The sequence below is a fragment of the Saccharospirillum alexandrii genome (genome assembly GCF_043641555.1).
Classification (GTDB): domain Bacteria; phylum Pseudomonadota; class Gammaproteobacteria; order Pseudomonadales; family Natronospirillaceae; genus Saccharospirillum; species Saccharospirillum alexandrii_A.
Genome location: NZ_JBHZRJ010000001.1, coordinates 1,191,319 through 1,217,719, shown reverse-complemented (window position 1 = coordinate 1,217,719; position 26,401 = coordinate 1,191,319). Strand labels below are relative to the sequence as shown.

At 53.3% G+C, this 26,401-nt stretch carries 23 protein-coding genes and 1 other RNA gene; 4 read left to right on the top strand and 20 right to left on the bottom strand.

Translation table 11 applies throughout. The features are described 5' to 3' along the window. Window positions 1-4: 4 nt before the first annotated feature. From ACHUE7_RS05280 to mraZ, 13 genes are read right to left on the bottom strand one after another with little or no spacing between them, the layout of a single operon-like run. A complete protein-coding gene (locus ACHUE7_RS05280; protein WP_394169049.1) occupies window positions 5-793 on the bottom strand; it encodes a cell division protein FtsQ/DivIB in 789 nt (262 codons plus the stop codon). After that, complete coding sequence (locus ACHUE7_RS05275; protein WP_394169048.1) at window positions 790-1,746, bottom strand: D-alanine--D-alanine ligase; 957 nt, start codon at window positions 1,744-1,746, stop codon at window positions 790-792. Before ACHUE7_RS05275 ends, ACHUE7_RS05280 begins: the two co-directional genes overlap by 4 nt. Continuing rightward, entirely contained in the window at window positions 1,743-3,188 is a 1,446-nt protein-coding gene (gene murC, locus ACHUE7_RS05270; protein ID WP_394169047.1) for a UDP-N-acetylmuramate--L-alanine ligase, read from the bottom strand. The genes ACHUE7_RS05275 and murC overlap by 4 nt, the downstream gene beginning before the upstream one ends. Then, a complete protein-coding gene (gene murG, locus ACHUE7_RS05265; RefSeq protein ID WP_394169046.1) occupies window positions 3,185-4,264 on the bottom strand; it encodes an undecaprenyldiphospho-muramoylpentapeptide beta-N-acetylglucosaminyltransferase in 1,080 nt (359 codons plus the stop codon). Before murG ends, murC begins: the two co-directional genes overlap by 4 nt. After that, complete coding sequence (gene ftsW / locus ACHUE7_RS05260; protein WP_394169045.1) at window positions 4,261-5,448, bottom strand: putative lipid II flippase FtsW; 1,188 nt, start codon at window positions 5,446-5,448, stop codon at window positions 4,261-4,263. The genes murG and ftsW overlap by 4 nt, the downstream gene beginning before the upstream one ends. Continuing rightward, a complete protein-coding gene (murD, locus tag ACHUE7_RS05255; RefSeq protein ID WP_394169044.1) occupies window positions 5,445-6,800 on the bottom strand; it encodes a UDP-N-acetylmuramoyl-L-alanine--D-glutamate ligase in 1,356 nt (451 codons plus the stop codon). The genes ftsW and murD overlap by 4 nt, the downstream gene beginning before the upstream one ends. 1 nt (window position 6,801) lies before the next feature. Next, window positions 6,802-7,887, bottom strand: a complete 1,086-nt coding sequence (gene mraY, locus ACHUE7_RS05250) for a phospho-N-acetylmuramoyl-pentapeptide-transferase (RefSeq protein ID WP_394169043.1) — start codon at window positions 7,885-7,887, stop codon at window positions 6,802-6,804. After that, on the bottom strand, window positions 7,887-9,230 hold the full coding sequence (locus ACHUE7_RS05245) for a UDP-N-acetylmuramoyl-tripeptide--D-alanyl-D-alanine ligase (RefSeq protein WP_394169042.1): 1,344 nt from the start codon (window positions 9,228-9,230) through the stop codon (window positions 7,887-7,889). The genes mraY and ACHUE7_RS05245 overlap by 1 nt, the downstream gene beginning before the upstream one ends. After that, window positions 9,220-10,665, bottom strand: coding sequence for a UDP-N-acetylmuramoyl-L-alanyl-D-glutamate--2,6-diaminopimelate ligase (locus ACHUE7_RS05240; protein ID WP_394169041.1), 1,446 nt, complete (start codon window positions 10,663-10,665; stop codon window positions 9,220-9,222). The genes ACHUE7_RS05245 and ACHUE7_RS05240 overlap by 11 nt, the downstream gene beginning before the upstream one ends. Continuing rightward, the gene (locus tag ACHUE7_RS05235; protein WP_394169040.1) at window positions 10,662-12,329 is read right to left on the bottom strand and encodes a peptidoglycan D,D-transpeptidase FtsI family protein; all 1,668 of its coding nucleotides are present in this window, start codon (window positions 12,327-12,329) and stop codon (window positions 10,662-10,664) included. Before ACHUE7_RS05235 ends, ACHUE7_RS05240 begins: the two co-directional genes overlap by 4 nt. Window positions 12,330-12,361: 32 nt before the next feature. After that, window positions 12,362-12,658 carry a cell division protein FtsL gene (ftsL, locus tag ACHUE7_RS05230; RefSeq protein WP_394169039.1) on the bottom strand — a complete coding sequence of 99 codons (297 nt, stop codon included), beginning with the start codon at window positions 12,656-12,658 and terminating at the stop codon, window positions 12,362-12,364. A gap of 13 nt (window positions 12,659-12,671) precedes the next feature. Next, entirely contained in the window at window positions 12,672-13,613 is a 942-nt protein-coding gene (gene rsmH / locus ACHUE7_RS05225) for a 16S rRNA (cytosine(1402)-N(4))-methyltransferase RsmH (RefSeq protein ID WP_394169038.1), read from the bottom strand. After that, window positions 13,610-14,065: a division/cell wall cluster transcriptional repressor MraZ gene (mraZ, locus tag ACHUE7_RS05220; protein WP_127557859.1), complete on the bottom strand. Its 456-nt coding sequence runs from the start codon at window positions 14,063-14,065 to the stop codon at window positions 13,610-13,612. The genes rsmH and mraZ overlap by 4 nt, the downstream gene beginning before the upstream one ends. Window positions 14,066-15,318: 1,253 nt before the next feature. On the opposite strand from mraZ, the gene ACHUE7_RS05215 reads away from it, so the two are divergent. Continuing rightward, the gene (locus ACHUE7_RS05215; protein WP_394169037.1) at window positions 15,319-16,161 is read left to right on the top strand and encodes a YagK/YfjJ domain-containing protein; all 843 of its coding nucleotides are present in this window, start codon (window positions 15,319-15,321) and stop codon (window positions 16,159-16,161) included. Window positions 16,162-16,659: 498 nt separating this feature from the next. Here the strand turns inward: ACHUE7_RS05215 and ACHUE7_RS05210 are convergent, their stop codons facing one another. The 7 genes from ACHUE7_RS05210 to rsmI all read right to left on the bottom strand — a co-directional run bounded on the left by ACHUE7_RS05210 (window position 16,660) and on the right by rsmI (window position 23,458). Next, entirely contained in the window at window positions 16,660-17,310 is a 651-nt protein-coding gene (locus tag ACHUE7_RS05210; RefSeq protein ID WP_394169036.1) for a PEP-CTERM sorting domain-containing protein, read from the bottom strand. A 369-nt stretch (window positions 17,311-17,679) separates the two neighbouring features. Continuing rightward, a complete protein-coding gene (locus ACHUE7_RS05205) occupies window positions 17,680-18,264 on the bottom strand; it encodes a recombinase family protein (protein ID WP_394169035.1) in 585 nt (194 codons plus the stop codon). 308 nt (window positions 18,265-18,572) lie between these two features. Then, window positions 18,573-19,211 carry a hypothetical protein gene (locus ACHUE7_RS05200; RefSeq protein WP_394169034.1) on the bottom strand — a complete coding sequence of 213 codons (639 nt, stop codon included), beginning with the start codon at window positions 19,209-19,211 and terminating at the stop codon, window positions 18,573-18,575. Window positions 19,212-19,288: 77 nt separating this feature from the next. Beyond that, complete coding sequence (locus ACHUE7_RS05195) at window positions 19,289-20,419, bottom strand: PIN domain-containing protein (protein WP_394169033.1); 1,131 nt, start codon at window positions 20,417-20,419, stop codon at window positions 19,289-19,291. 56 nt (window positions 20,420-20,475) lie between these two features. Next, window positions 20,476-22,116, bottom strand: a complete 1,641-nt coding sequence (locus tag ACHUE7_RS05190) for a tyrosine-type recombinase/integrase (protein ID WP_394169032.1) — start codon at window positions 22,114-22,116, stop codon at window positions 20,476-20,478. A gap of 72 nt (window positions 22,117-22,188) precedes the next feature. Further along, window positions 22,189-22,535: RNase P RNA component class A (gene rnpB, locus ACHUE7_RS05185), an RNA gene on the bottom strand. 65 nt (window positions 22,536-22,600) lie between these two features. Beyond that, a complete protein-coding gene (rsmI, locus tag ACHUE7_RS05180; RefSeq protein ID WP_394169031.1) occupies window positions 22,601-23,458 on the bottom strand; it encodes a 16S rRNA (cytidine(1402)-2'-O)-methyltransferase in 858 nt (285 codons plus the stop codon). Window positions 23,459-23,624: 166 nt separating this feature from the next. On the opposite strand from rsmI, the gene ACHUE7_RS05175 reads away from it, so the two are divergent. The 3 genes from ACHUE7_RS05175 to ACHUE7_RS05165 are packed head-to-tail and all read left to right on the top strand — an operon-like array spanning window position 23,625 to window position 26,400. After that, on the top strand, window positions 23,625-25,451 hold the full coding sequence (locus tag ACHUE7_RS05175) for a penicillin-binding protein activator (protein ID WP_394169030.1): 1,827 nt from the start codon (window positions 23,625-23,627) through the stop codon (window positions 25,449-25,451). Next, window positions 25,451-25,804 (top strand): YraN family protein, encoded by a 354-nt coding sequence (locus ACHUE7_RS05170; protein ID WP_394169029.1) that lies wholly within the window; start codon window positions 25,451-25,453, stop codon window positions 25,802-25,804. The genes ACHUE7_RS05175 and ACHUE7_RS05170 overlap by 1 nt, the downstream gene beginning before the upstream one ends. Next, complete coding sequence (locus ACHUE7_RS05165; protein ID WP_127556410.1) at window positions 25,804-26,400, top strand: D-sedoheptulose-7-phosphate isomerase; 597 nt, start codon at window positions 25,804-25,806, stop codon at window positions 26,398-26,400. The genes ACHUE7_RS05170 and ACHUE7_RS05165 overlap by 1 nt, the downstream gene beginning before the upstream one ends. Window position 26,401 lies beyond the last annotated feature (1 nt).

The window sequence follows — 26,401 nt, the reverse complement described above, 5'->3', positions numbered from 1 at the left end:
CACCTCATACCGATGGTTCAGAAGATGCGCGGTGTCCGACGGCCAGGCCGTTCGGATACCGCGCATCGATGTATTCAATCGTGCCGGGTGCCACGCCTTCTGCATTCAGCAGCACAACCACCCGACGTGTTCTTGCCAGCATGTCTTTGGACCCCAGCGCGACTTCAATGCCACTGTCCAGCGTGAGCGTCCACGCACCACGACGGTGCATCTGGACCCCGTTGAGCCGCTGCCCTGCACCGGAAAAGACCCGGCTAAACTGCAGGTATTGCTCCATCACGCGCTTGGCCTGTGCGTCCGGCCCACTCAATTCAGCCAGAACCAGTTCAGCAACCGGACGGCTCAGCGGCTCACCGTCGCTGTTTAACACCTGATCGCCGTTCCAGCGGGCGACCGGCTCATGCTCGGTTACGGCCAGTTGCAACCGATCGGGCCAGGCTTTGGTGACACTCACCTCGGCTACCCAGGGCAACTGTTCCAGCCTCTGCTGCACCTCACCCGGCGCGATGGTCAGCAAGCTGCGCCCGCGGAACGCTTCCATGGCCGTATCCAACCTGGTGCGATCTTCATAAACCAGCAGTTCATCCACCTGCCAGGTAGTGACCGCCATGGGGCGCCAGTCGAGCGATACATCCTGCTCGGTCACCCACCGACCGCCAACAACCAATACCGCGACAGCCAAACCACCCGCCAATGCCTGCGCTGACAGGCGCAGTGCGCGCCGCCAATTGCGCGGCGGTTTGCTGGGCTTGCGCGGTACAGCGCCCTGGCCGCGTCGCTTATGCTCGGTCACGCCCGCTGCTCCGGCACTGTTGACAGAATCCGGTGCATCAGTTCCGGCAATGACCAGCCATGCGCCATCGAGGCTTTGGGCACCAGGCTGTGATCGGTCATGCCCGGTATGGTGTTCACTTCCAGCACAAAGGGTTGTCCGGCACTGTCCATCATCAGGTCAACCCGTCCCCAGCCCTGGCAGCCCAGCGCCTGAAAGGCTTTTACCGACAGTGCTTTCACCTCGGCTTCCATCGCGTCCGATAGACCCGAGGGCAAGGCATAGTGGGTGTCGTCTGCAATGTATTTGGCGTTGTAATCGTAAAACCCGGACGCCGGCTGCAAGCCAATCACCGGTAATGCCTGATCTCCGATAACAGCGACGGTGTATTCCTTGCCCATTACGAACTGCTCGATCATGACCTCGGTGTCGAACTGGAACGCCAGCGCACAGGCTTCACTCAGACCGGAAGCGTCTTCGACCCGGCTCATACCAATACTTGAGCCTTCATGCACCGGCTTGACCATGACCGGGTATTCCAGCTGGCTGGCCAGGGCCGTGCATTCTTCTGCCGAGCGCACTACCGCAAAAGGCGGGGTCGCAATCTGGCTGGCGCCGAACACCCATTTGCTGCGCAATTTGTCCATCGCCAGAGCCGACGCCAGAACACCACTGCCCACATAGGGAATGCCCAGCCATTCGAGCAGGCCCTGCAGCGTGCCGTCTTCACCGCCCCGGCCATGCAACACCGGGAACACCAGATCAAGCTTGGTGGTTTGCAGCCAGTTGATCAGCGCCGGCCGACCGGTAACGTCATGCTCGGCCACCTGATATCCCGCCTCTCGCAAGGCACGGATAACGGTACGTCCACTGCCCAGAGCAACCTCGCGTTCAGCAGATTGCCCGCCATACACCACACCCACACGTGGGAATCGCGCCAGCGTTTCAGTATTGACGAATGCAGCACCGGTCATGATTCAAACCCCAGTTTTGCGGCTGCAATGTCGGCCGACAGCGCCCCAACATCACCCGCGCCCTGCGTTAACAGGATGTCTCCGGCCCGCAACACATCAGGCAGGACATTCAACACCTTCTCTTTATGTTCGATAAAAATCGGATCTACCCGGCCGCGCAGCCGGATGCTGCGACTCAGACTGCGGCCATCGGCCCCGGCAATGGTCTCTTCCCCGGCCGGATACACATCCAGTAACAACAACACATCGACTTTGGACAGCACGTCGACGAAGTCTTCATACAGATCCCGGGTGCGGCTGAACCGGTGCGGCTGAAACATCACTACCAGGCGACGATCTGGCCAGCCCTGACGAATGGCATCGAAGGTCACTTCCAGTTCGCGCGGGTGGTGTCCATAGTCGTCGACCAGCATCACCTCACCACCGGGAACCGGGTATTCGCCCTGCAACTGGAACCGGCGACCCACGCCTTCAAAACCGTTAAGCCCCTGGCAGATGGCGTCGTTTGTCATGCCTTCATCGGTCGCAACGGCAATGACGGCCAAGGCATTCAGCACGTTATGCATGCCAGGCATATGCAGCACGATGTCGAGCGGCTCGTGTCCGCTTGGCCGGTGCACACGGAACTCGGTCCGGCCACTGATCTGACGCACATCCACAGCGCGGTAGTCGGCATCCGAGGCCAGCCCATAGGTCACAAACTGGCGTGACAGGCGCGGCAATATGGATTGAATGTGCTCATCATCGGCACACAGCACCGCCAGCCCGTAAAACGGCAGGTTGTGGAGAAACTGGATATAGGTGTCTTTGAGCTTTTCGAAATCACCTTCGTATGTATCCATGTGATCGGCATCGATATTGGTGACGATCGCCGTCATCGGTTGCAGATGCAGAAAGGAGGCATCGCTCTCATCCGCTTCAGCCACCAGATAGCGGCTGGTTCCCAAACGGGCATTGCTGCCGGCACTGTTCAGCTTGCCACCAATGACAAAAGTCGGGTCAAAACCGCCCTGCGCCATCACCGAGGCCATCAGCGATGTGGTGGTGGTTTTGCCATGTGCACCCGCAATGGCTATGCCGTGCCGGTAACGCATCAGTTCAGCCAGCATTTCTGCACGGCGAACCACGGGAATGCGACGATCCAGCGCCCATTTCACTTCCGGGTTCAACGGGTTAATGGCACTTGACACCACCACAACATCAGCGCCAATAACGTTATTCTCATCGTGACCGATAAACACCGTGACACCCATGGCGGCCAGGCGCTCGGTGGTCACACTGTCTTTCAGGTCGGAACCACTGATGTTGTAACCCTGGTTATGCAACACCTCAGCGATGCCACACATGCCAACACCGCCGATACCGATAAAATGGATGCGGCGAATGCGGCGCATTTCAGGAATCGGAAACTCTTGTCCGTTGTTTATATCCAGGCGCGTCATGCCGCGTCCTCCACTGCCAATTCGTTAATCACCGAGACTACTCGCTGCGCGGAGTCCCGTATTCCACAGCGCCAACTGTTCGTGGCCCGGGTTTTCAATTCGGTTCGGTGGCTGTGCCAGTAGGTCAGGCGTTCAGCCAGCCAGGTGCCAGTAAAGTCGGCCTGGTCGATCAGCTCAGCGGCCTGTTCATTCACCAGCCATTCGGCATTGCGAACCTGTTGCTGATCGCGATGCCAGGGGTACGGCACCAAAATGCTGTAGGCACCTACGGCGGCGAGTTCCGATACCGTCGATGCACCACTGCGGCATACCACCACATCGGCCCAGGCGTAGGCTTTGGCCATATCGTCAATAAACTCAACGACGCTGCCTTCTACGCCAGCGGCCTGATAGGCCGCCAGGGTTGTTTCAACTTTGTCACGGCCCGCCTGATGCCAGAGTTCGGGGCGAGTTGACCGGTTAAGTGCGCCAACGGCACGGGGCACGACCTCGTTCAATGCCTGAGCACCCTGACTGCCGCCCATCACCAGCACCCGCAACCGCCGGTGACCACCGAGGCCGCGCTGTACCGGCTCTCCCAGACCAAGCAGTGCCTTGCGCACCGGGTTCCCGACCACTTCCACCTCGCCGGCAAAGGTGCCGGGGAAAGCCTGCAATACCCGGGTCGCGCGCCCGGCCAGGCGAGCGTTGGTCAGGCCGGGAATGCCATTTTGTTCATGCAACACCAGCGGTACCCGGCGCAACAACGCCGCAATACCACCCGGTGCCGACGCATAGCCGCCAAAACCAACCACTACGCTGGGGCGCAACTGGGTCAACACCGACCAGGCTTGAGCCAGTGCGCGAATCAGATTCAGCGGCGCCATCAATTTGCGCAGCAGCCCACCGCCCTGCCAGGCAGAAACCGACAGGGCGTGAAGGTCATATCCGGCTTTTGGCACCAGCGTCATTTCCATGCCACGACGCGCACCCAGCCAGCTCACGGCATAACCGGCTTCCTGCAGCGCTTCAGCCACTGCCATCGCCGGGAAAATGTGACCGCCGGTTCCGCCAGCCATGATCAGCACCCGCTTCATTTGGCCCCCTTCGCGCTCATGCGCAAGGTTTCGCCATAAACACGATTAACCAGTGCTACCAGCGCCATGCACACCAGCAGGCTGGTCCCGCCCGCGCTGACGAATGGCAAGGTGAGGCCCTTGGTAGGCAACAAGCCGGTATTCACACCGACGTTGATAAAAATCTGAATCGAAAACAGCATGGCGATGCCGTAGCTGACAAAAGCACCGAACAAATACCCTTTTTGCTCTGCCAGACGGCCAATGGCGAACATCCGGTAAATCAGCGCCGTAAAGAGCCCTAGTACAACCATCACCCCGACCAGGCCCAGCTCTTCACCAATAATGGCCAGAATAAAGTCGTTGTGGGCCTCCGGCAGGTAGAACAGCTTCTGCATGGAATTGCCCAGGCCAACGCCAAACCATTCACCCCGTCCAAAGGCGATCAGGGACTGGGTAAGCTGGTAGCCGCTGCCATAGACGTTCTCTTCCGACCAGGGATCCATGAACGACAACAGCCGCTGTACCCGGTAGCTCTGTGCAAACGCCATCAGCGTTACTGCACCTGCCGCCGCGAGCACGGCCAGGAAAAACTGGCCGGCCTTGACGCCCCCCAGAAACAACATGCCGAGAATGGTACCGATCACCACCACCACGGTGCCGAAATCGGGCTCCAGCAACAGCAACACCACCATCACCGACATCACCAGCAAGGGTTTAACGAACCCGGACAGGCGACTGATGACTTCATCCCGGCGCCTTACCAGATAAGAGGCGACGTACAGAATCATCGCGACCTTGCCCAATTCGGAAGGCTGAAAACCCACCGGGCCGAGGTCAATCCAGCGCCAGCTGCCTTTAACTTCCCGGCCAATGCCCGGTATCAGCACTAACACCAACAGGACCATCGCCAATACCAGCAGCAGCCAGCTAAAGGATTGCCACAATCGCAAGGGCACCGCACTCACCAGATAGGCCAGGACAAAGCCGAGCACCATGTAAACCGCATGCCGCAAAACAAAGTGGTGCGGCACACCGAACGTCTGTTCACTCACATCGATGGATGCCGAGCCGATCATCACCAGACCAATCAGCAACAGCGCCATGCTGGTTCCCAGCAGAACCCGGTCGGGCTGCCACATGGGTTGATAGGCAACCGCCAAACGATCAGACAGCAACGGCAGGGCATTCGCCTGAGCAGTCATAGGCGCGCCTCCACCCAGTACCGAAACACATTGCCCCGATGCTGAAAGTCATTGAACTGATCAAAACTGGCACAGGCAGGTGACAACAACACAATGTCGCCGGTGAGCGCTTCTGCTTCGGCTCCAGCCAGTGCCTGCTCCATGGTGTCGACCCGGTGAACGGTGCTGGACCGTCCGCCAGCGGACAGCGCGGCGACAATCTGCTCCTGATCCTGACCAAACACCCAGGATGACTTGCACAACTGCGCCACCGGCTCGTTCAACGAACTGAAATCGGCCCCCTTGCCCTGACCACCCAGCAACAGGATCAGGCGCCCTGGATGATCACGGCCCAGTCCATCGACAGCGGCCAGGGTGGCACCTACGTTGGTGCCTTTTGAATCATTCACAAACTGCACACCATTGATGGACCCAACGGGCTCGCACCGGTGCGGCAAGCCTTTAAAGGACTTCAAGGATGCCAGAATGGCGTCGCGGCCCAGACCAATGGCCTTAGCCAGCGCCATTACCGCCAGGGCATTGCTGCGATTGTGACGACCAGGCAAGGCAACGTCGCTTGCCGGGAACCACAGGTCACGACCACAGGCCAGCCAGGCTTCGCCTTCATGCTCCAATACTCCGAACTGATTCAGATCGGGCTGGCCCAGGCCAAAGGTTGTCTGGGCAACACCGGTTGGCAGCAGCGGCGAGGTAAGAACGTCGTCGCGGTTATACACGGCGTGACGGCAGCCAAAGTAAATACGCTGCTTGGTTTGCTGGTAGGCGGCAAAGCTCGGGTAACGGTCCTGATGGTCCTCGGACACATTCAGTACCGTGGCCACATCGGCACGTAAGGGCCCGACCAGCTCCAACTGAAAGCTCGACAGCTCCAGAATCGCCAACTCGACCGGCTCTTCCAGCAAGGTAAGCGCCGGCTGCCCGAGATTGCCTCCAACCACATAAGACAGCCCTGCACGACTGGCGATATCCGCCAGCCAACTGGTGACCGTCGATTTGGCATTGGACCCGGTGATCAACACGGTGCGGCCCTGGTGCGCCTGGCAAAACAATTCGATGTCGCTGCTCAGACGGACTCCGTTAGCAAGCGCTGTCTGAACCGCCGGGGTCGACAACGGCACGCCCGGGCTCATAACCAGGACATCCGCCCGCGTCATGACGTCGGCATCAAAGCCACCCAGCGTAACCTCAACGTCCGGAAATTCAGCCCGCAACGTATCCAGCCCCGGGGGCGTCTGCCGGCTGTCGATCACCGAAACCAACTTGCCCTGCGCCACCAGATAACGGACACACGACAGCCCCGTAGCCCCAAGGCCCACGACTAAATACTGTGTGTCTGCTGCTATCAGTGCCATATCAGCGAATCTTCAACGTTGCCAAACCGATCAGCACCAGAATGACGGTGATGATCCAGAACCGAACAATGACCCGGGGTTCGGGCCAGCCTTTTAATTCATAGTGGTGGTGCAGGGGTGCCATCCGAAAAATCCGCCGGCCGGTCAGCTTGTATGACGCGACCTGCAGAATCACCGATACCGTCTCAGCCACGAAAACACCGCCCATAATGAACAGCACCAGCTCCTGCCGAACGATCACTGCCATCACACCCAGGCAGGCGCCGAGTGCCAGCGATCCCACATCCCCCATAAATACCTGGGCCGGATAGGTGTTGAACCACAAAAAACCGAGGCCGGCGCCGACCAGTGAGCCACAAATGATGATCAGCTCACCCGCGCCCGGCACGTAGGGAATCTGCAGGTATTCCGAGTACACCGTATTGCCGCCAACGTAAGCCAGCACGCCCAGAGCGCCACCGACCAGTACCGTGGGTAGAATCGCCAGGCCGTCCAGGCCATCGGTCAGGTTGACCGCGTTGGAAGTGCCGACAATGACGAAATAGGCCAGCACCACAAAAAAGCCGCCCAGGACAATAGCGATGTTCTTGAAAAACGGCACATAAAGGGTGTTCGCCACAATGTAATCACCCGATGTCCAGAACAGCGCCAGCGCACCGCCCAGACCAAACACCGACTGCCACAGATACTTCGAGCGGGCTGACAAACCGCGACTGTCACGCTTGACCACCTTGCGATAATCATCAACCCAGCCAATGGCGCCAAAACCGGCGGTCACCAGAATGGTGATCCAGATGTAACGATTACCCAGATCAGCCCACAGCAGCGTCGACACAACGATCGACACCAGAATCAATGCACCGCCCATAGTCGGGGTGCCAGCCTTGCTCAAATGACTCTGGGGTCCGTCGGTCCGAACCGACTGCCCAATCTGGTACTGACGCAGTGTCCGGATCAGCCAGGGGCCCAGAATCAACGACACACCAAGCGCTGTCAGCACGCCAAAAATGGCTCTCAGTGTCAGGTACTGCAACACGCCGAAGCCGGAGTGGAGCTGAATGAGGTACTGTGTCAACCAAACAAACATCAAGGTTTCCTTTTCAGGGTTTCTACGACCCGTTCCATACCTGCACTGCGCGATCCCTTGACCAGTACTGCGGTGGTTTCTGTCAATCTGGATGGCAATGCATCCAGCAATTGCTTCAACGTTTCAAATGACTGACCGCCAAAGGCGTCGGCGGTCACGGATGATTCTGTTCCCAGCGTCCAGAGCGACTGAATGCGGCCGCGCGCGTATACACCCAGCTCCTGGTGCAGAGCGTGGCTATCGTCTCCAAGCTCCGCCATATCGCCCAATATCAGCAAGGTATCGCTGCTTTGCTCCGCCAATACATCGATGGCGGCTTTAACCGAGGCCGGACTGGCGTTGTAGGCATCATTGATCAGAATCCCGCCATGCCCGGACACCAGCGGTTCCAGTCGGCCGGGCTCGGGCTGCATTTGCGACAACCCCTCGGCGATATCCAAAGGTGAAACACCGGCCAGCCAGGCCGTTGCCGCAGCAGCGGCCGCGTTCAGCGCCATGTGCTTGCCCAGCATCGACCAGGAGACCGAGATATCACCATCGGGCAACGACAGGGTGAATTCACTGCCGGTACCCGAAGCCTGGAAAGACAACAGGCATACATCTGCCCGGCTGTGCTGCCCGAAACTGATCACTCGACGATCAACCACCCGCTTCAGCCAGCCCTGATACCCCGGGTCGTCATGATTGAGCACACAACCGCCATCGCGTTCGGTGCCTTCAAGAATCTCGCCTTTGGCCTGGCGAACCTGTTCCAGGCCACCAAAGCCACCTGAATGGGCTTCAGACGCATTCAGCAGCAGACTGATGTGCGGACGGGAGAAGCGGGTCATCCATTCAATCTCTCCGACAGCACTGGCGCCCATTTCAAGCAACACGCGCTGATGCTGATCACTCAACCTAAACCAGGTCTTCGGTACACCAATGTCGTTATTGAAATTGCCCTGTGTCGCCAGCAACCCGGGCTGCTGGTTAAAAATATGCTGTAACATTGACCGGGTAGAGGTCTTACCGGCGCTGCCGGTAATTGCTACTACCTGGCCTTCAAATGCGTTGCGCAGCAGCCCGGCCAAATACCCCAGCGCCTGGCGTGTGTCGTCTACCACTATTTGCGACACCGGGCAGTCAGCAACGGGGTTATGCACAACAATTGCCGCCGCCTGCTTGAAAATGGCGGTCGTCACATAGCTGTGCCCGTCGAACAGGTCGCCCACCAGTGCAACGTAGACATCGCCTGGTGCAACGGTGCGACTATCGGTTGATACCTCCCCGATAACCCGGTCTTCACCAATAAGCTGCCCCTGACAGGCAGAAGCCCATTGACTCAGTGTCGGACTACTCCACATGGTTAACCTCCTGCCAGGCCAACACCGTTTCCTGATCTGAAAACGGATGCCGTGTACCCATGATTTCCTGATAGGCCTCATGGCCTTTTCCTGCAATCAGCAGCACATCACCTGCGCCGCAGCGCGCCAGCGTTTGCTCGATGGCGGACCGCCGGTCGGGGATTTCAGTCACACGATCCGGGTGGGTAAAGCCCGGCCGGATATCAGCCAGAATGGCTGCCGAAGCCTCACCACGAGGGTTATCGTCGGTGACCACCACAAAATCGGCTCCCTGCTCGGCCGCGGCGCCCATTTCGGGGCGCTTGCCGGGATCGCGGTCTCCGCCGCAGCCAAAAATCACACCCAGTCGCCCGGATACATGGTCCCGGCAGGCCGACAGCGCCTTGCTGACGGCATCGGGCGTGTGGGCATAGTCGACGACCACGGTGAGGCCGGAGTCGAGCGTCAGTTTTTCCATACGACCTTTGACCGGGCGCAAGGTCGACAACACCCGCGCGGCGGTCGACAAGGGTACAGATTCAGACAGCAGCACCGAAAAAGCGGCCAGTGCATTGCTCAGGTTAAATTGCCCGAGAAGAGGAAGATTCAATTCAGTTTCGCCCCAGGGCGTTGCGATCACAGCATCGATGCCACCGGGATGGCACTGGTAAGAAACCACACGAACATCCGCCTCGGGCGCATGACCAAAGGTAATGACCCGCTCGGCCACAATGCTGTCCAGATGCTGCTGCACCCAGGCATCGTCGAGGTTCACAATGGCATTCACCAGGCCCGGCCGCTGGAACAGAGTCCACTTGGCGTTGCCGTAGGCTTCCATGGTGCCGTGATAGTCCAGATGGTCACGGCTCAGATTGGTGAAGACTGCCGTCTTGTAACGCACACCGGCAACCCGGCCCTGAACCAGACCGTGGGACGACACTTCCATCGCACAGAAACGTCCACCCTGATCCCGCTGGCGCGCCAGTTCACGGTGCAAGCGCACCACATCGGGCGTAGTGTTGATGGTTTCCTGCAAGGCACCCCACAAGCCCTGACCATTGGTGCCGATGATGCCGCAGCGCTTGCCCAGGTAATCCAGCGACTGGGCAATGTACTGGCAGGTCGACGTCTTACCGTTGGTGCCGGTAATGCCGATCATTTGCAGGTGTTCGCTCGGTGCCTGATAAAAATCGTGCGCCAGCTCACCCAACCGGGCTTTAAGATCGGAAACGACCACAACCGGCACGTCAGTGCCCGCGACCGGGTGTTCAGCGATGACCGCAACCGCACCGGCCTTGACCGCCGCGGCTATATAGTCATGGCCATCAACGACCGCCCCTTTCAGTGCAATGAACACATCCTTGCGGCCCACTTCACGGCTGTCGAGCGTCAGATCGCGCACGGCCAGTCCAGACAGCTCAGGAATACCAGGCAAGCCTTTATGCAGAGGCATCATTGATCACCCTCCATGCGTGCCTGGGGTGGAATCAGATCCGGCTCGACGCCCAGTAAAGGCAGTGCCTGACGCATAATGCCGTTAAATACAGGAGCAGCCACCCGACCACCGTAATAAGCATCGGAAGGCGGTTCGTTGATCACCACCACGGTGACCACTTCGGGATTTTGAGCCGGCGCTACTCCCACAAAGGTCGACATATAGCGATCGTCAAAATAGCCTTCACCGCCCACCTTGTGCACGGTACCTGTCTTGCCTGCCACACTGAACCAGTCGAGCGTAGCGGAGGTACCGGTACCGCCCGGTTGCACGACGGTTTCCATCATCGCCAGAACCTGACTGGAGATTTCGCCGGAGATGACCTGAGGGCCCGTCTCAATGGGCGCATCCATCAGAATTCGAGCGTTGACCTTGTGTCCGCCATTGGCCAGAGTCGAATAAGCTTGGGCCAATTGCAGTGGCGTGACCGCAATCCCGTAGCCATAGGCCATGGACGCTTGCTCGACCGGCCGCCACTCCACCTGATTCGGCAAGCGGCCAACCGCTTCACCGGGGTAGCCAATGCCCGTACTCTGACCCAGACCCAGCGAGTAGAGCATGTCCCAGATATCCTGCCCTTCGAGCGCCAGCGCTACCTTGGCCATGCCAATGTTGCTCGACTTGGTAATAATGCCGGTCAGATCCAGTTCACCGTAATTGCGAAAATCGCGAATAGTGTAGCTGCCCAGCCTCATATAGCCCGGACTGGTATCAATAACGGTGTCGGGCCGGAACTGGCCACTTTGCAGCGCAACTGCCATGGTTATGGGCTTCATCACCGAACCCGGTTCAAACTGATCGGTCATCGCCCGGTTGCGCATGGCGGCAGGCGTCATGCTGGCCCGATTATTGGGGTTAAAGCCAGGCTGGTTCACCATAGCCAGCACATCGCCGGTATGCACATCCATCATGACTACGGACCCGCCGGTTGCGCCCATCTGCGTCACGGCTTTCTTCAGCTCCCGGTAGGCCAGATACTGCAACCTCAGATCCAGGGTCAGACTCAGATCCCGACCGGCCTTGGGGGCTTCCAGCTCGCCAACATCACGCACCGACCGGCCAATCAGATCGCGAATCACTTCTTTCTTTCCAGCACGTGACTGCAGTTGCCGGTCGTAAGCCAGCTCAATACCTTCCTGACCACGGTCGTCAATATCCGTGATCCCAACGATATGACTGGCCACTTCACCCGCCGGGTAATACCGCTTGTATTCGGTCAGCCCATAAACACCGGGAATGCCCAGCGCCAGAATCTCTTCCGCATCAGAAGGCGCCAGGTGCCGGGTTACGTACATGAACGCGCGGTGTTGCTGGCGGCGCGCCGCCAGCGTGCGTTCACTCACCCCTGATGCCGCCGCGAGACGGCTGATATCGGACTCGCCCAGCTCGCGAGGGTCGGCCCAGACAGAAACCACGGGTGTACTGACCGCGACCGGTTCGCCATGGCGATCGGTCAACATACCCCGGGGCGCGTTAATCACTTCGGCACGCTGCCAGCGCGAGGTACCCTGGTCGATCAGAAATTCCTTCTCCAGTACCTGCAAACTGAGCACGCGCCAAACCACGACCGCCAGCAGAGCCAGCAGCACGATTTGAACAAAATGAAAGCGCCAGTTTGCCAACATGTTTTTCCGGTTTCCCTTTTAAGTGACTTAACTCAATCTGTTTGTATTTGCCGTTCGCTTCGGTTCAACCAACGCATCTGCTCTGGTTCAGGTTCCGACATACCCAACTCTTCGCGTACCAGACGCTCGACCCGGGCAGGAGACGAAAAAGCGCTCTCCTCCAGCAGCAAGCGCCCCCACTCTTCTTCCAGTCGCTGCCCTTCCAGTCGCAACGACTCCAACTGGGCAAACTGCACTCGGGTCTGGTAGGTCACCTGAATGACCCCGAAGGCGGACACCAGTACCGCAACCAGCAACCCCAGAGTCAGCAACCGGGCTGGCCAGGACATCACCCGACCTCCATCACAACTTCTCAGCAACCCTGAGGGTTGCACTGCGCGAGCGAATATTGCCCTGCACTTCAGCCGCACTGGCCTTGATCGGCTTACCCACCTTTTTCATCGTGCGCGGAATCTCTGCCTCAAGAACCGGCAAACCCGGCGGTAATTCAGGGCCCTGTTCCTGCTCACGAATAAACTGCTTAACCAGCCGGTCTTCCAGGCTGTGAAAGGTAATGACCGCCAGCCGGCCACCGGGGGCCAGCAATTCAACGCAGTCGGCCAGCAGCGTTTCCAGATCGGCCAGCTCTGCGTTGATGTGAATGCGGATTGCCTGAAAACTGCGCGTTGCCGGGTGCTTGTGACGCTCCCAGGCCGGGTGCGCCTTCGACACGATGTCCGCCAGCTGCAAGGTTGTGGTAATGGGGGCCTCACCGCGCGCGCGCACTATGGCGCGGGCAATCCGGCGGCTGTAACGCTCATCGCCGTAGCGAAACAGTACATTGGCCAGATCTGTCTCGCCGACATGCGCAATCCACTGCGCTGCACTGACGCCCGAGGTCGGATCCATGCGCATATCCAAAGGGCCATCCGCGCGGAAACTGAACCCCCGGCTGGCATCGTCAAGCTGCGGCGAAGACACTCCCAGATCCAGCAAGATACCATTGACCCGGCCGGCCAGATCGCGCTGCTGCAACTGAGATTTCAAATCGGCGAAGCTGGCGTGGCAGACGCTAACCCGGGAATCCTGCTCAGCCAGCTCATTAGCCGTCGCTATCGCCAGCGGGTCCTTATCAACCACGACCAACTGACCCGAGGGCGACAGCTGCTCTAACAACAAACGACTGTGACCGCCCCGCCCGAAGGTACCGTCGACGTAGACGCCATCCGCCACCTGCAATGCCGCCACGGTCTCGTGCAGCAAAACGGTTTCATGACTGAACGCCTGATCCGGTGTTGGGGTCACAGTGAAATTTGCTCCAGTTCTTCAGTTAAGGTGTCTTCATCGCCGGCTTCATCCAGGTAGGCATCGCGCGTGCGCTCCCACAGTTCTTCCGACCACAATTCAAATTTGTTGCCCTGGCCCAGCAGGACGACTTTTTTATCCAGGCTGGCATAATCCCGCAGCGGCGGCGGAATCAGCACCCGGCCGGAACCGTCCATCTCCACATCCGTCGCATGACCGACCAGCAAACGCTGAATTCGGCGGGCCGCCTTATTGAAGCTGGACAGTGCAGTGATTTTTTCCTGAATGACTTCCCACTCATCCAGCGGGTAAATCAGCAAACAGCGGGCTTCAGTATCAATGGTGACCACTAGCTGGCCTTCGGCCAGCGCCTGCAACACAGAGCGGTAACGACTAGGCACGGCGAGGCGACCCTTGGCATCCAATGCCAGGGTGTGCACTCCTCGGAGCATGATTGTGTCGGTCGCTCGTGCCATGGTGGTCGTAATCCGTTGTGTTGGTCTGACTTCCTGTTGGGTTGTGCCGGATGCGTGCCCGGATGCCTAACGGCCAATTCCGGTTAATCCATGCCCTTCAAACCCACTTTTTGCCACTTTTCTCCACATAACGACACTATAGGAGTCACGCGACCCACAAGCAAGTGGTCACTAGCCGGGGAGCTTCAGAAAAAACCACTAAAAACAGCAAGTTAGGAAATGGCGCACAAACTCGGACCCCAAAGTTAGCGACCACTAACACACCAAACCCAAGCAAACAGACCAACTTGGCCGCTCAAGTTAAAGTGACACATTAAGTTAAAGAATATTTTGGAATATAAAATAGTTTTATAAGTCTACGAGGGAATTAGAGAAGCAGAACACCGGTCAGATGTGAAACGGCGCACAGCCGCATCGTTACGGGCTTTGCGGTTTGCTGACAATGTACAGAAGGGAAGAAGTGAACAAGCTCACTCAATTTAAAAAGAACGCACTTTAACGCTGAGATAAAACATTTTTTCGGGAAGCCACTTGCATTGCAGGTCAAACGAATCAGATGCCCGTCAAAGATAAGTGGGGACTGCCTGCTTAGAAGAGTTAAAAGAACGTCAACCCCTGACCGGCTCGAAGTTTCGCTCCTATACCATAGAAGCCACAAGACCAGAGGGGCAACAAGCCAAGTGCCGGCTGCTGGGTTGGCCTATCTGGTAGCCGACACGAACCAAGAGCCACACTGCCTAGTAACCCTGGATTTAAAAATGAGTGCGAGTCAGCCGATAAGCCGACACCCGCATTACACACCCCTCAACACCTCTGGGTTGTAGACGCCTATCAATCTAAATTGTACCTCCTCTTGTACTAGTTTGTACCAGAGTCAGCGTAAATTGTGGGAGTAACACCCATGAATTCCGCCCCGTATGCTTAGTCACCCCTCACTCACAAGACAGCCAAGACTCAAATATTGCTGTTAAAGTAGGCTGAAAGCACCAGCCACGGGACTATAAGACTGACCTCTTGGTCAGGATTACTGAGGCGGAACTGGTTTCTAGCTGAAAACAAGTGGTCTGCACTTTTTGACATGACTAATTAAGCTGAAAGAACTGATTTAGAGGGCTTACTAACCTTTATTACCCTATTAGACAGCTAGTATTGTAATCTAATTCAATGTACTAATATCTTTACATTATACACAGAGCAGAAACCCCCAATAACACTGATGGAGAAGCAGATTGCTCGGAATTCAGGCAAATCTTAAGCATTTAACAGAGTACCAATCAGACAGATACAAAGGGTTGCCCGTTCAATGCAGCCCCTCACAACCTGAATACAAAGAGATACTTGATTGCTCATATCGTGAGCTGACTCGGATTTTAGCTCGATACTCAAGGGTCATATTGATTAGGTTTGACCTGGCCCCCGGCAATACTGCTAGCAGCCTTTCACCACCAAAACACCATACCTCAATCAGTATGTCACCGTTTTTGACATCGGTTCGCAGGAAGCTAGAACGTAAGTACCAGACAAAAATGGCTTATGTATGGGTGAAGGAATACGGAAACGACGATTACAACACTGGGGCTCACTGGCACCTATGGGTGGCTTTAAAAAAGCACAATGACCATAAACCACCAAGATTAGCGGAAGCGGTAAAAAAACTAATCCTGTCATCTTGGGAGCAACAGGCTGGAATAAACGATAGAAACCGTAGTTCGAGCTATTTTTACCTAGACAGGACAAGGATGAGCCCTGAAGTAAGGGCTCAAGACCAAGAAAGCATTCGTATTGATGATCTTTCAGTGCTAATCAAAAGGGAAGCACTTCAAAACAGGGTGGCAAATAAAAACATGGTACTTGGTGGTGTGATAGACGAGGCCTTCTATGCCATCTCTTACCTTGCCAAGGCCTATACAAAGCTCAGAGTTGAGTCAGGGAAAGGGGAAAGAACCTATAACTGTTCCAATATCGGCTTAAAAGATATAAACAAGCAAGGAAGGGATGCTCAGATCAGTGAAAACTTAGCAAACATCGAAGAATGGTTGGATGTTCCTTTAGAGCCAGTAGACATGCTTTGACACGAGATCAGGCTCAGCTGTTGGTTTGAGTAAATATTGCCCTTTAGAGCACCATCAAACCATAAAGGGGTAGAGGTTATTATCAGGGATACTCCTGGGAGCTCCTGCGCGTTCGCATAAGAGCATTTAAAGCAAAACCCATACCAACCTACTGGGTAGGGTGTAAAACACCTTAGAACAGCGCTCAGGCAGCCGAAAGTAAGAATGGCAATTGGCTATCAGCTCTAAACGGCTTCCTTAAGGTCTTTCAAGTAGCGATACAAAGTGGCTACGCCAATACTAGCAAGCCTAGCAGCTTCCTCTTTAGTTAGCTCGCCACTCCCAATGTAACGCAGAGCCTTGTCAATTTTAGCCTGATCAACCGGCGTACTAAGCTTATGTTTACCAGTATTCCTTGTAGTTACAATACAGAGGGGCAGTTCTTCCCTCGCTAGATTTAACCGCATTTGATATTAGGTTTGTTTGTAGAACACACCGCTGAGGGGTGCATCCATTCCATCACTTAGGCGTTTTTCGTTTTCTATTCGCAATGATCCCCAGAAACCCTAGACCCATCAAAAAAATCGTACTTGGTTCAGATACCTCAACATGTGGAAGGCTTAGATCCCTTACCAAATACCAGCCGGCTCCTATGGAAGAGTAGGTCTCGCCATAATTGGGAGCGTATTCTGAGTCAAAAATTAGGTTAGTGGTATTACCTTCGAGTGTACTGCTATATACGCCGTTCAACTCGACATATGAATCATCTGAGAGAAAGAATCCAGATGCAGCAATATGAGGATCAGAGGGAACTGTATCTCCCATTAAACTTACGAATTTAGTTATTTGTTCAGTGTATATTGAGTTCAGATCCTCTGTGTAATAACGACCATAGCTGCCCTGATTATATGGCAGACTCGGAAAAAATTGACTGAATAAGTCAGTAACCTCTGACTCAGTTGCGAGTCTAAACTGGTTTTCACCAACATAGCTTGAAGAGTCTGATAAAGTCTCTTGAATTTGTAGGTAATTTAGATCTGTTGTGTATGATAAATCCAACCAACTCAAACCACTGCTATCATCGACCAGCTGAAGTCCAGTTTTAATCAATGCTGCATTAGAGCTTCCTACAATCAACATCAAAGGGATACAAATTAGGATTTTCTTCATAAATAATCTTCTCCAGACTTGATGAAACGTTAAAAATTTACTGGAGCAAGTAATATGCCATCCCTTTTTGACCCCCATTCTAGGGCGTTTTAGACTTACGTATGCTATTTAACTATTACAAAGTGTAAATAAACCTGACACTTAAAGGGTTTAATGAATATAAACAATGACAGGTGTGGATTCCCCCCTAACTTCCCACTCCAGTCCTTTTATACACAGACCGAACTAAGCTCCTCATGATCGAATCATAGGTAGGTCAAATGCAATCGCTTTATGTAGCTCCTGCAGTCAGATCTCTGAGGAATCTTAAAGGTGGTGATTCCGTGATCACATTGCGCTCAAGTGAAAAGCTCGGTTTCGATTTTTTAGCTATACGGTGTTAGAGGAAACACCATTCTTTGACTTGAGGTTACGGTAAAGTGTAGCAACCCCGACGCCTGCGAGCTTTGCCGCTTCATCCTTAGTCAGGCCGTTATCAAGGTAACGCAGTGCCTTATCAATCTTGGCCTGATCAACGGGCTTCCTGCCCTTGTATTTGCCAGCCTTCTTAGCTGTCTCAATACCAATGAGTTGTTTTTCCTTCATTAGCTCCACCTGCATTTGGTTAACAGAAGCTAAAACTGTCAAAACCATCTTCCCTGTAGCCGTGCGGGTGTCTTGAGTTGCACCCCCCATATTATGAACTACCAGCCCTATGTCTTGCTGATTGAACTGTTCTAACAACTTTAGGAAGTCACTGGTATCACGGCTAAGCCTAGATAGGTCATAGATTATCAAGTCATCCTGAGGCTTAAGGGATTCAAGTAGCTGTTCCAACACTGGCCGGTTCAAGTTGGTAGCAGAGCCCTGCTCTTTGACAACAATCGCATCAGGGTATGCCTGAGATAGCAATTCAGCTTGCTGGTTAACATTCTGTTCCTTGGTACTGGTGCGAGCATAAATGTAGCGAGCCATGACCTGATTCCAATCAAAATAGGTCTTTATGATAATTCTATCACTAGGGTATGTAAATGGTTATTTTGATAGGTTTATCACTAACATCACTAGGGCATAGGCTATTGGTACATTGCAGCTACAAACTTATGGAGCACCTACTGGAACGTAGTGGATATTTTGAAATTTCAACAGTCTTCCGCCGTCAAGATATGTTCTGCCAAGCACCGACCTCAAAAAAATTAAAAAATTATAGTTTTTGGAGACATGTCGCTGAATAGTCACTACAAAAGTATTTGGTAACTACATTAAACCTACCAGTGGGGACCTCACTTGAATAATACTATCTCCATTCCGCTTAAGAAAGCTGTGTATGCCAAAAAATATGGCACCAACTCAGTTGCTACGCAATTTTCCTTATAAGCATACTTTAGAGTTGCTGCAAGTAGCAATGGAATACCATCTTTAAAATTTATCTTTGCAATAAAAAACTTGCCTTCCCTCCTACCATTATTATTACTCTGATATGTAGCGGAGTAATACAGCCTGGGAAGCAATGACTCCCTTGCATTCAAATAATGTATTTCAATTTTAGCATCAGCCGCCGATTCTTCGGTTATGTTTTTCTCTTCTATAAGCTCTCCTTTACCAATGTCTTTGTAATGTTCATCGGCTAGGCTTCGCAACTTATACTCTAACCTTTTTGGTATTGGAAGTTTCGTAACCCTAGCCTTGTAGACATCTATTGAGTTGTTCTGAGATTCCTGTATGAAACGAAAAAGAAACCAAAAATAAAAAATCCATGGTATTACTGAAAGAGGGTCTTTGTTTCCAATTTCAAACTTGTTGAATAGAATATTAAATGTAGTTAATTCTGGCGGTGAAAGATCAAGCCAATTATAAAATATAAACAATAGTGAAATTATAATTAGGTTACGAGTATATGGATTTGGTTCAGTCAATTCCATGAATCACCTTGATCGAATATTTGTATTTTTATGTAGACCTGGACTTGATTAGCAATACCCATAAAGTATAACCTCAATTAACTTAATAGAGCATGCTGTATAAATGGGTTTTCAATTTCAACTGTTGTTGAAAAGCGATTGATCAAAAACTGACTATCTTCCTTAATGTTTTTAATGAAACCATCACCAACATTTGTTGTAAGAACTATGGGGTAAATAGCCTTGCGTTCCATGCTTACCTCACAAACACCATCTCCATTTATACTATCAATTGAATATGGTGACTCAATATCTTCAGTATACTCATATGGGATAGCAAAAGTCACCACAGAATCTATCTCGAATTCTACAGACAACTTATATATTTCCGATCCCAAGCCCACAACATCAATAACCTCTAGCTCATCTAACCTTTCACCAAAAGGCTCAACAGTAACATTCGAATATCCACTGGGAATTGCCCCTAGATCGTTATTAACGGACTCAGTAACTAAATAACCAAGATCGTATAAATAATGAATAAAACTCCTGAGAGCTAGTTCAAATTCAGGTGAGCTGAAAAAATCAATATACTTCTTGGTATTATCGTCTGTAGATACTTTGGAAAGTCTATCACTTACCTCTTTAGTTTCTAAAAACTCTTTTAGGCTACTATAAATGTTAATTCCTTCTAACTTACTTGCCGCCTGGGACAACCCCTTGTCGCCGCACAAGAGAGTAAGACTTTCACCCTGAGAAGATAACTCTTTGATATTTTCTAAAATAATAGCATCAAGAATATCATTTCTATTTTTCCTCTGCTTAAAAGCTCCAGAGCCTGAAAAATAATCATCAAAGATTGAACTGATATAATGAGGTTTAATATCTAATCTCTTTACTCTATAGTCACTCGTCCATCTATCAAACCAGACGTAAACATCACCAGCTGCTGATTTTATTTTCAAATCCAAATTTTGTAGTTCAGTCTTAATGTTGCCCTTAGATGACGAAAACTCAGGTGTCATCTTGTTTATTTCCTTATAACTCTTTTTGATATTTTTTAGCTGTGCAATAATCTCTATTTCTCTGCTTGTGATATATTCTCTTTCAACAATCTCAGGGAGGTATATCTGTAAACCACAAGACACAACCAAGTTGTATAGCTTATGCATGCTTATTGAAGAGAGCCCTTCTTGATGAAGAATATTAGTATCTATAACAACACGCATAACTTGTCCTTAACAATTGTCAAATCAAACAACCTATGAGGCGGCGTTAATTAAAGCTAAAACACCTCACCGTAATCAATAACATCAACCACATCAATCAAAGAAGCCAAGCTGTCAAAGTGAATATAATTATCAGTAATTGTTCTTACTCCATCATGACCAGCAACGGCAGCGATCCTCTCTTTAGTGATGTTATTTGATGCTGCCTTAGAGGTGAATGTATGCCTAAAGGAATGAAATACTTTTCTGTTACCAGTATCTGACACACTAGGCACACCCATTTTCTCCCTATATGATCGAAACCATCGAGTAATTGACTTCGAATCTGTACCTTCAAAGAGCTCTTTGTTAGTACTATTAACATAGTCAATTAAGCCCAAATCAATAAGACGTTGATGAATAGGTACATTTCGTTTTGAAGCTTTTGACTTAAGACGCTTCTCTCCTTCATCATTCACTGAAAAGAAATATCTACAAGAGTCAGAGTCAAATCTCACATCGGATTTCATCAGCTGGCAAATCTCGTTACTCCGCATACCTGAGTAGCTGGCAATATATGTAATCCAATACCTATGAGTTGCAGGTATCAAACCCGATAACAGAGCCAATACCTCCCTGTCAGTATAAGGAGCATATCTGTTGTCAGAACCAGCCTCATAAGGAATACGTACCTCGGGTGTAGTTAGAACGTATTCTTCATCACGAGCAAATTTTAAAATTCCCTGAATTAGCTTTCGATGCTCCACGATTGTTTTATAGGAAATAGTATCTTCTTCAGGGATCTCTTCAGGCGGCGTAATCTCGAAAATTTTGTCTAAAGATTTATTCTTATATTCTTTTAGATTCCTTCTTGGTATCGACCTCGCATCAAAAAAGTAGGTACTAAAATCCTTCTTTTTGTACAGCGTAATATCCTTATCTTTGAGGAAATAGGTAATACATTGCCAATATGACAAATAGTCTTTTTCAAGCTTTTTAGTAATGTTACCTGTTGATTTTTTATACTCCAAAAATTGGCTGAAGACGCTACTTAAATCATATCCGGACAACCCAACACCTTCTGAGGCAGAGCTATCGGAACTCTTATCAGTATTTATTTGCTCAGAAGCGCCTACTTGTTCATTTGGCGATAAGACTTCTATGACCCGTTGATTGTAGTGACGCTCAGCCTCCATTATTTGCACCGCCAAACGATCAGCTAGATTAAAATCTTCAGTTGAACCTATCCAACCACCATCAAAATGATCTTCTTCATCAACGCTATTACTGAACGCTAACCCTAGCTTACTCTTTGCTATGTCCTGATAGGAACTGAACAGCGAAGGCTTAATACCACCAGTAGGGTGCGTACCTCTATAAGCGTGGGATATATGTTCCAATTTGTCACGAGCTTGTTCGAGCCTAGATTCAGCGTGGGCCCTGCTATAAGCGGGGAAAATTGTTGAATTTCTAGCCTTATCCCAAACTTCAGCAACAATAGTTTCAAATTCCTCCTGAGTAATCTGCCCCACGTTAAAACCTTCCAAACATTGTTTTAGTTCAGAAACCATCCTAAACAATCTTTCTGCCTTGGCATAGGCTAGTGATTTGTGGTGTGTTTTGAGAGATTTAACTAGCTCAGTCTTTTTGAGAATTAATCTTATTTGAACAGGAAAGACCCATCGGAAGTAATAACCACTCGGGCGTTTTTGTACCATTTATTGTACCACCTCAGAATAGAGGTGCTGGGGATAGGCTCTAAACCCCGTGGTTAGGGGCTTAGAGCCATAGTTGCGAGCCAGCCGATAAGCCGGGTTCTGTCGTGGACAGTCATTCGTCTAGCCCTGCAGTCACCCGCAGGGTCAAGCAGCCTACCCGGTCCCGACGCGGGCCGCGCCTTAGTGGGACCCTATTTGGCCTTGCTCCAGGTGGGGTTTACCATCGCCAGCTCTGTTACCAGACCTGCGGTGCGCTCTTACCGCACCTTTTCACCCTTACCGCTCGCGAACGAGAGGCGGTTTCCTTTCTGCTGCACTTTCCGTCGGCTTTCGCCGCCCAGACGTTATCTGGCACCCTGCCCTGTGGAGCCCGGACTTTCCTCTCCTTCTTTCGAAGCAGCGACTGCCTGGCCAACTCGCGGGGCGCACAATACGGGAAACCCGACGAATCGCAAGTGTTTTTCTGTCGCCGAGACCCTGAACGTCAGTCCGCCTTATTCAAACCGGTAATCAGCTCATACCACTCTTTCTTGCGCCCACCAATTAACGACACCATGGCTGCCGCTGCCTGTTTGGGGGGCATCAGCGGCGCCAGCACATCCGCCAGCGCCTTGGGGTCCAGTCCGACCGTCTGGTCCGCTCGCTCCTCCCCGGCCACCATCACCACAAACTCACCTTTGCGCTGATGCTCGTCAGCCTCGACCCAGCCGAGAACTTCATCGAGCGAACCCCGCAATACCGTTTCAAAGGTCTTGGTCAGCTCCCGGGCAACCACCACCCGCCGCTCGCCACCATAGACCGACACCATGTCCGCCAGGCTGGCCAGAATGCGGTGACTGCTTTCGTAAAACACCAGGGTGTGGGGGCTCTCTGAACAGGCTTGCAACGCTTTTTGCCGGGCGGCCGTCTTAGCTGGCAGAAAGCCTTCGAACCGCCAATGATCCGTAGGCAGGCCCGCGACACTCAAGGCGGTAATGACCGCGCTGACCCCGGGAACCGGGTGCACCGGAAAGCCGGCTTCGGCAACGGCCTGAACCAGGTGATAGCCCGGGTCGGAGATCAGCGGCGTACCGGCATCGCTGATCAGTGCCACCGACTGCCCCTGCTCCAGTAAAGAAACAATAAAGTGTCCGCGGTCACGCTCATTGTGCTCATGGACAGAAATGAGCCGGGGCGACGCCCCCAGATGATCCAGCAGACGGCGGCTGTGCCGGGTATCTTCCGCACAGCAGACATCCACTGACGACAGCACCGAGACCGCACGGCGCGTAATATCATCCAGATTTCCGATGGGCGTCGCGACGACATAAAGAGCCGCTGGCAGAGTTGTATTGACAGACATGAGACCTCGGTTGGGTGGTGCCAGAAGCACCCGGGCAGACTAGGGTTAACGGGAACGGTAATAACCGACACTGTACCAGAAGCGGGTTCCTTACAGGCAACGCCCTATTTCATCTTCACTTTATTCAGTAGAATGCCAGTAATCCATTGTAACCAGCGCCCGCTCCATGTTGAAAATGCCCATCACCAAAACTGCCCTGTCACTCTGCATCGGAATTGCCATCGCGCTGCTGGCCGGCTGTGCCAGCCAGTCAACCACTTCGGGCCCGTCCTCGGATGAATCAGCACAAACGGTCGACGGCCTGGTCGATCAGCGCCTGGACCAGGCGCAGGCCTTGCTTGAAGACTACCAGGTCAATGAAGCCGAGGTGGTACTGAGCGGTCTTCAGTTCGATCAGTTAACCACGGCCCAGCGTACTCGCTACGCCCAACTCAGAGCCGAGCTGGCGCTGAGTCTGGGTGACGGCAATGAAGCACTCAACTGGCTCAGTGGTGACCGCGCCTCCCTGTTCGATGGCTTGCCGCTGGAGCAACAAAAAGTCATCAGCCTAATGCGGGCGGAAGCTTACGAATATTCCGGCAACTATTTATCGGCCGCGCGTGAGCGAATATTTCTGGCGCCAGTTCTAGAAGACGATGATGCCCGCTTCAACAACGAACAGATTTGGTTCGATCTGCAACTGGTGCCCGAAGAATCGATTCGCGACCTGGTGGCTGCAGAATCGAGCCCCGACCTGACCGGCTGGCTCGAGCTGGCGCTGATCGCACGGGACAACCCGGACGACCTGCGCCGCCAGGTGATCGCCATCGACGAATGGATCAACAGTCACCCGTCACACCCGGCCGCTCAGAACATCCCTGGTGACCTGGCGTTACTGCGCCAGCTGGCCAACACCCAGCCACGCAACATCGCGGTGCTGCTGCCCCTGTCGGGTCCATTGGAGATGGCCGGCAAGGCCATTCGCAGTGGTTTGCTGGCCGCCTGGTACGAATCGAACCTTGAAGAGGGCGATGTCCCCTCGCTGACTTTCTTTGACACCACCAAAAATGCCGATGCCTACAACACCTACAAGCAAGCCGTGTTCGAAGGCGCTGATCTGATCATCGGTCCGCTCGATAAAACACGGGTTCAGCAATTGCAGCAGCAAACCGTGCTGTCAGTTCCGGTACTGGCCCTGAACTACAGTGACCTCGCGGGCAGTGGTCCGTCCAACTTTTACCAGTTCGGCCTGGCACCGGAAGACGAAGCCAAACAGGTGGCCGAACGGGCCTGGCAGCAAGGCAACCGCAACGCCATGGTGCTGGCACCCGATTCTGAATGGGGTCGCAAAGTGAGCGACACTTTCGTTCGCAACTGGGAAACCCAGGGTGGGCGGATAACCAGCAAATCGCTCTATACCCAGCCAGACCAATACCTCAACACCGTTCGCCGGGCACTCAATATCGACCAGAGTGAACGACGCATGCGCACGCTCGATTCCCTGATTGAGCGAGACATTATTTTTGAACCACGCCGGCGCGAAGACATCGACATGATATTCATGGTCGCTTTTCCGTCTCAGGCTCGTCAGCTCAAACCCATGCTGAACTTTCAATACGCCTCGGACATTCCGGTTATGGCTACATCGCATCTCTATGATGGCACCCGCAATACCAGCCGCGATCAGGATCTAAACGGCGTCTCTTTCGTTGAAATGCCCTGGGAACTGCGCGAAAACCAGATCAAGCGCGATGTCCGGGCAGCATTCAATGAACAGTTTGCCGGCTTTGAATCCCTGGTCGCATTGGGTGTAGACAGCTACCGGCTCTACCCGCGCTTGCCACAACTGCAACAGTTTCCCGACACTCGCGTCTACGGTGTCACCGGCACTTTAAGGCTCGATGCCCGACGGCGGATTGAACGCGAGCTGACCTGGGCCCAGTTCAGCAACGGTGAAGTTCGCCCGGGCAGCGGGCCGGTCAACGTCCTCAACCCCACGGGTATAACGCCCTGATGGTTTGGCGACCGGTAAAAGGCGGCGATGCGGAAGATCAGGCACACGATTGGTGCCAGCAGCAGGGCTGGACGGTGCTGGCGCGCAATTTTCAGGTCAAGGTCGGCGAGATAGATCTGATTTGCCGCGATGGCGAAACGCTGGTGTTTGTTGAAGTCCGGCAGCGCCGTAATGAGCGGTTTGGGTCGGCCAGTGCCAGCGTGACCCCCGCGAAACAGAAAAAGCTGATTCGGGCAGCGCAATGGTATTTGCAATCCAACCCGGCACATGCCCGCTGTGGCGCCCGCTTTGATGTACTGGCACTCGACAAAAACGATGCCATTCACTGGATTAAAGGAGCCTTTGCGGCCTGATGACCGAGCCCGATGACATTCTCTACGAGCACATTGGCCAAAGCCTGGAATCCTTTCAGTGGGTGGCCGAACAACTCGACGAATTGCTGCACCACGGCGCCGACCTGCTAACCGAAGCGCTGCTTAACGACGGAAAAATACTGGTCTGCGGCATGGGCAGTTCCGCCGCACTTGGCCAGGGCTTTGCCACCGGCATGCTCAGTCGATTCGACAGGGAGCGCCCCGGCTTGCCCGTTTTAGCGCTGTCGGGCGACGGGTCGCTGATGAGTGGCATCAGCTACGATACCAACCCTAATGACATTTTCGCCCGGCAGGTTCGCACGCTTGGGCACGAACAGGACGTGCTGCTCGCAATTTCAGCATCCGGCAAGGCGCCTGCAGTGATAAAAGCGGTGCAGGCCGCTCACGACATGGGTTTGTGCGTTGTCGCACTAACCGGGCCGGACGGTGGTGACATCGCCACCTTGTTGGAAGAAAATGATGTTGAACTCAGTGTTTCCGGTGCCACCAATACCAGTCTGCAGCTAACCCACCATTTGATTCTGAACTGCCTGGGTGCGCTGATCGAACATCAATTATTTGGAAGTGAGCTCTGAT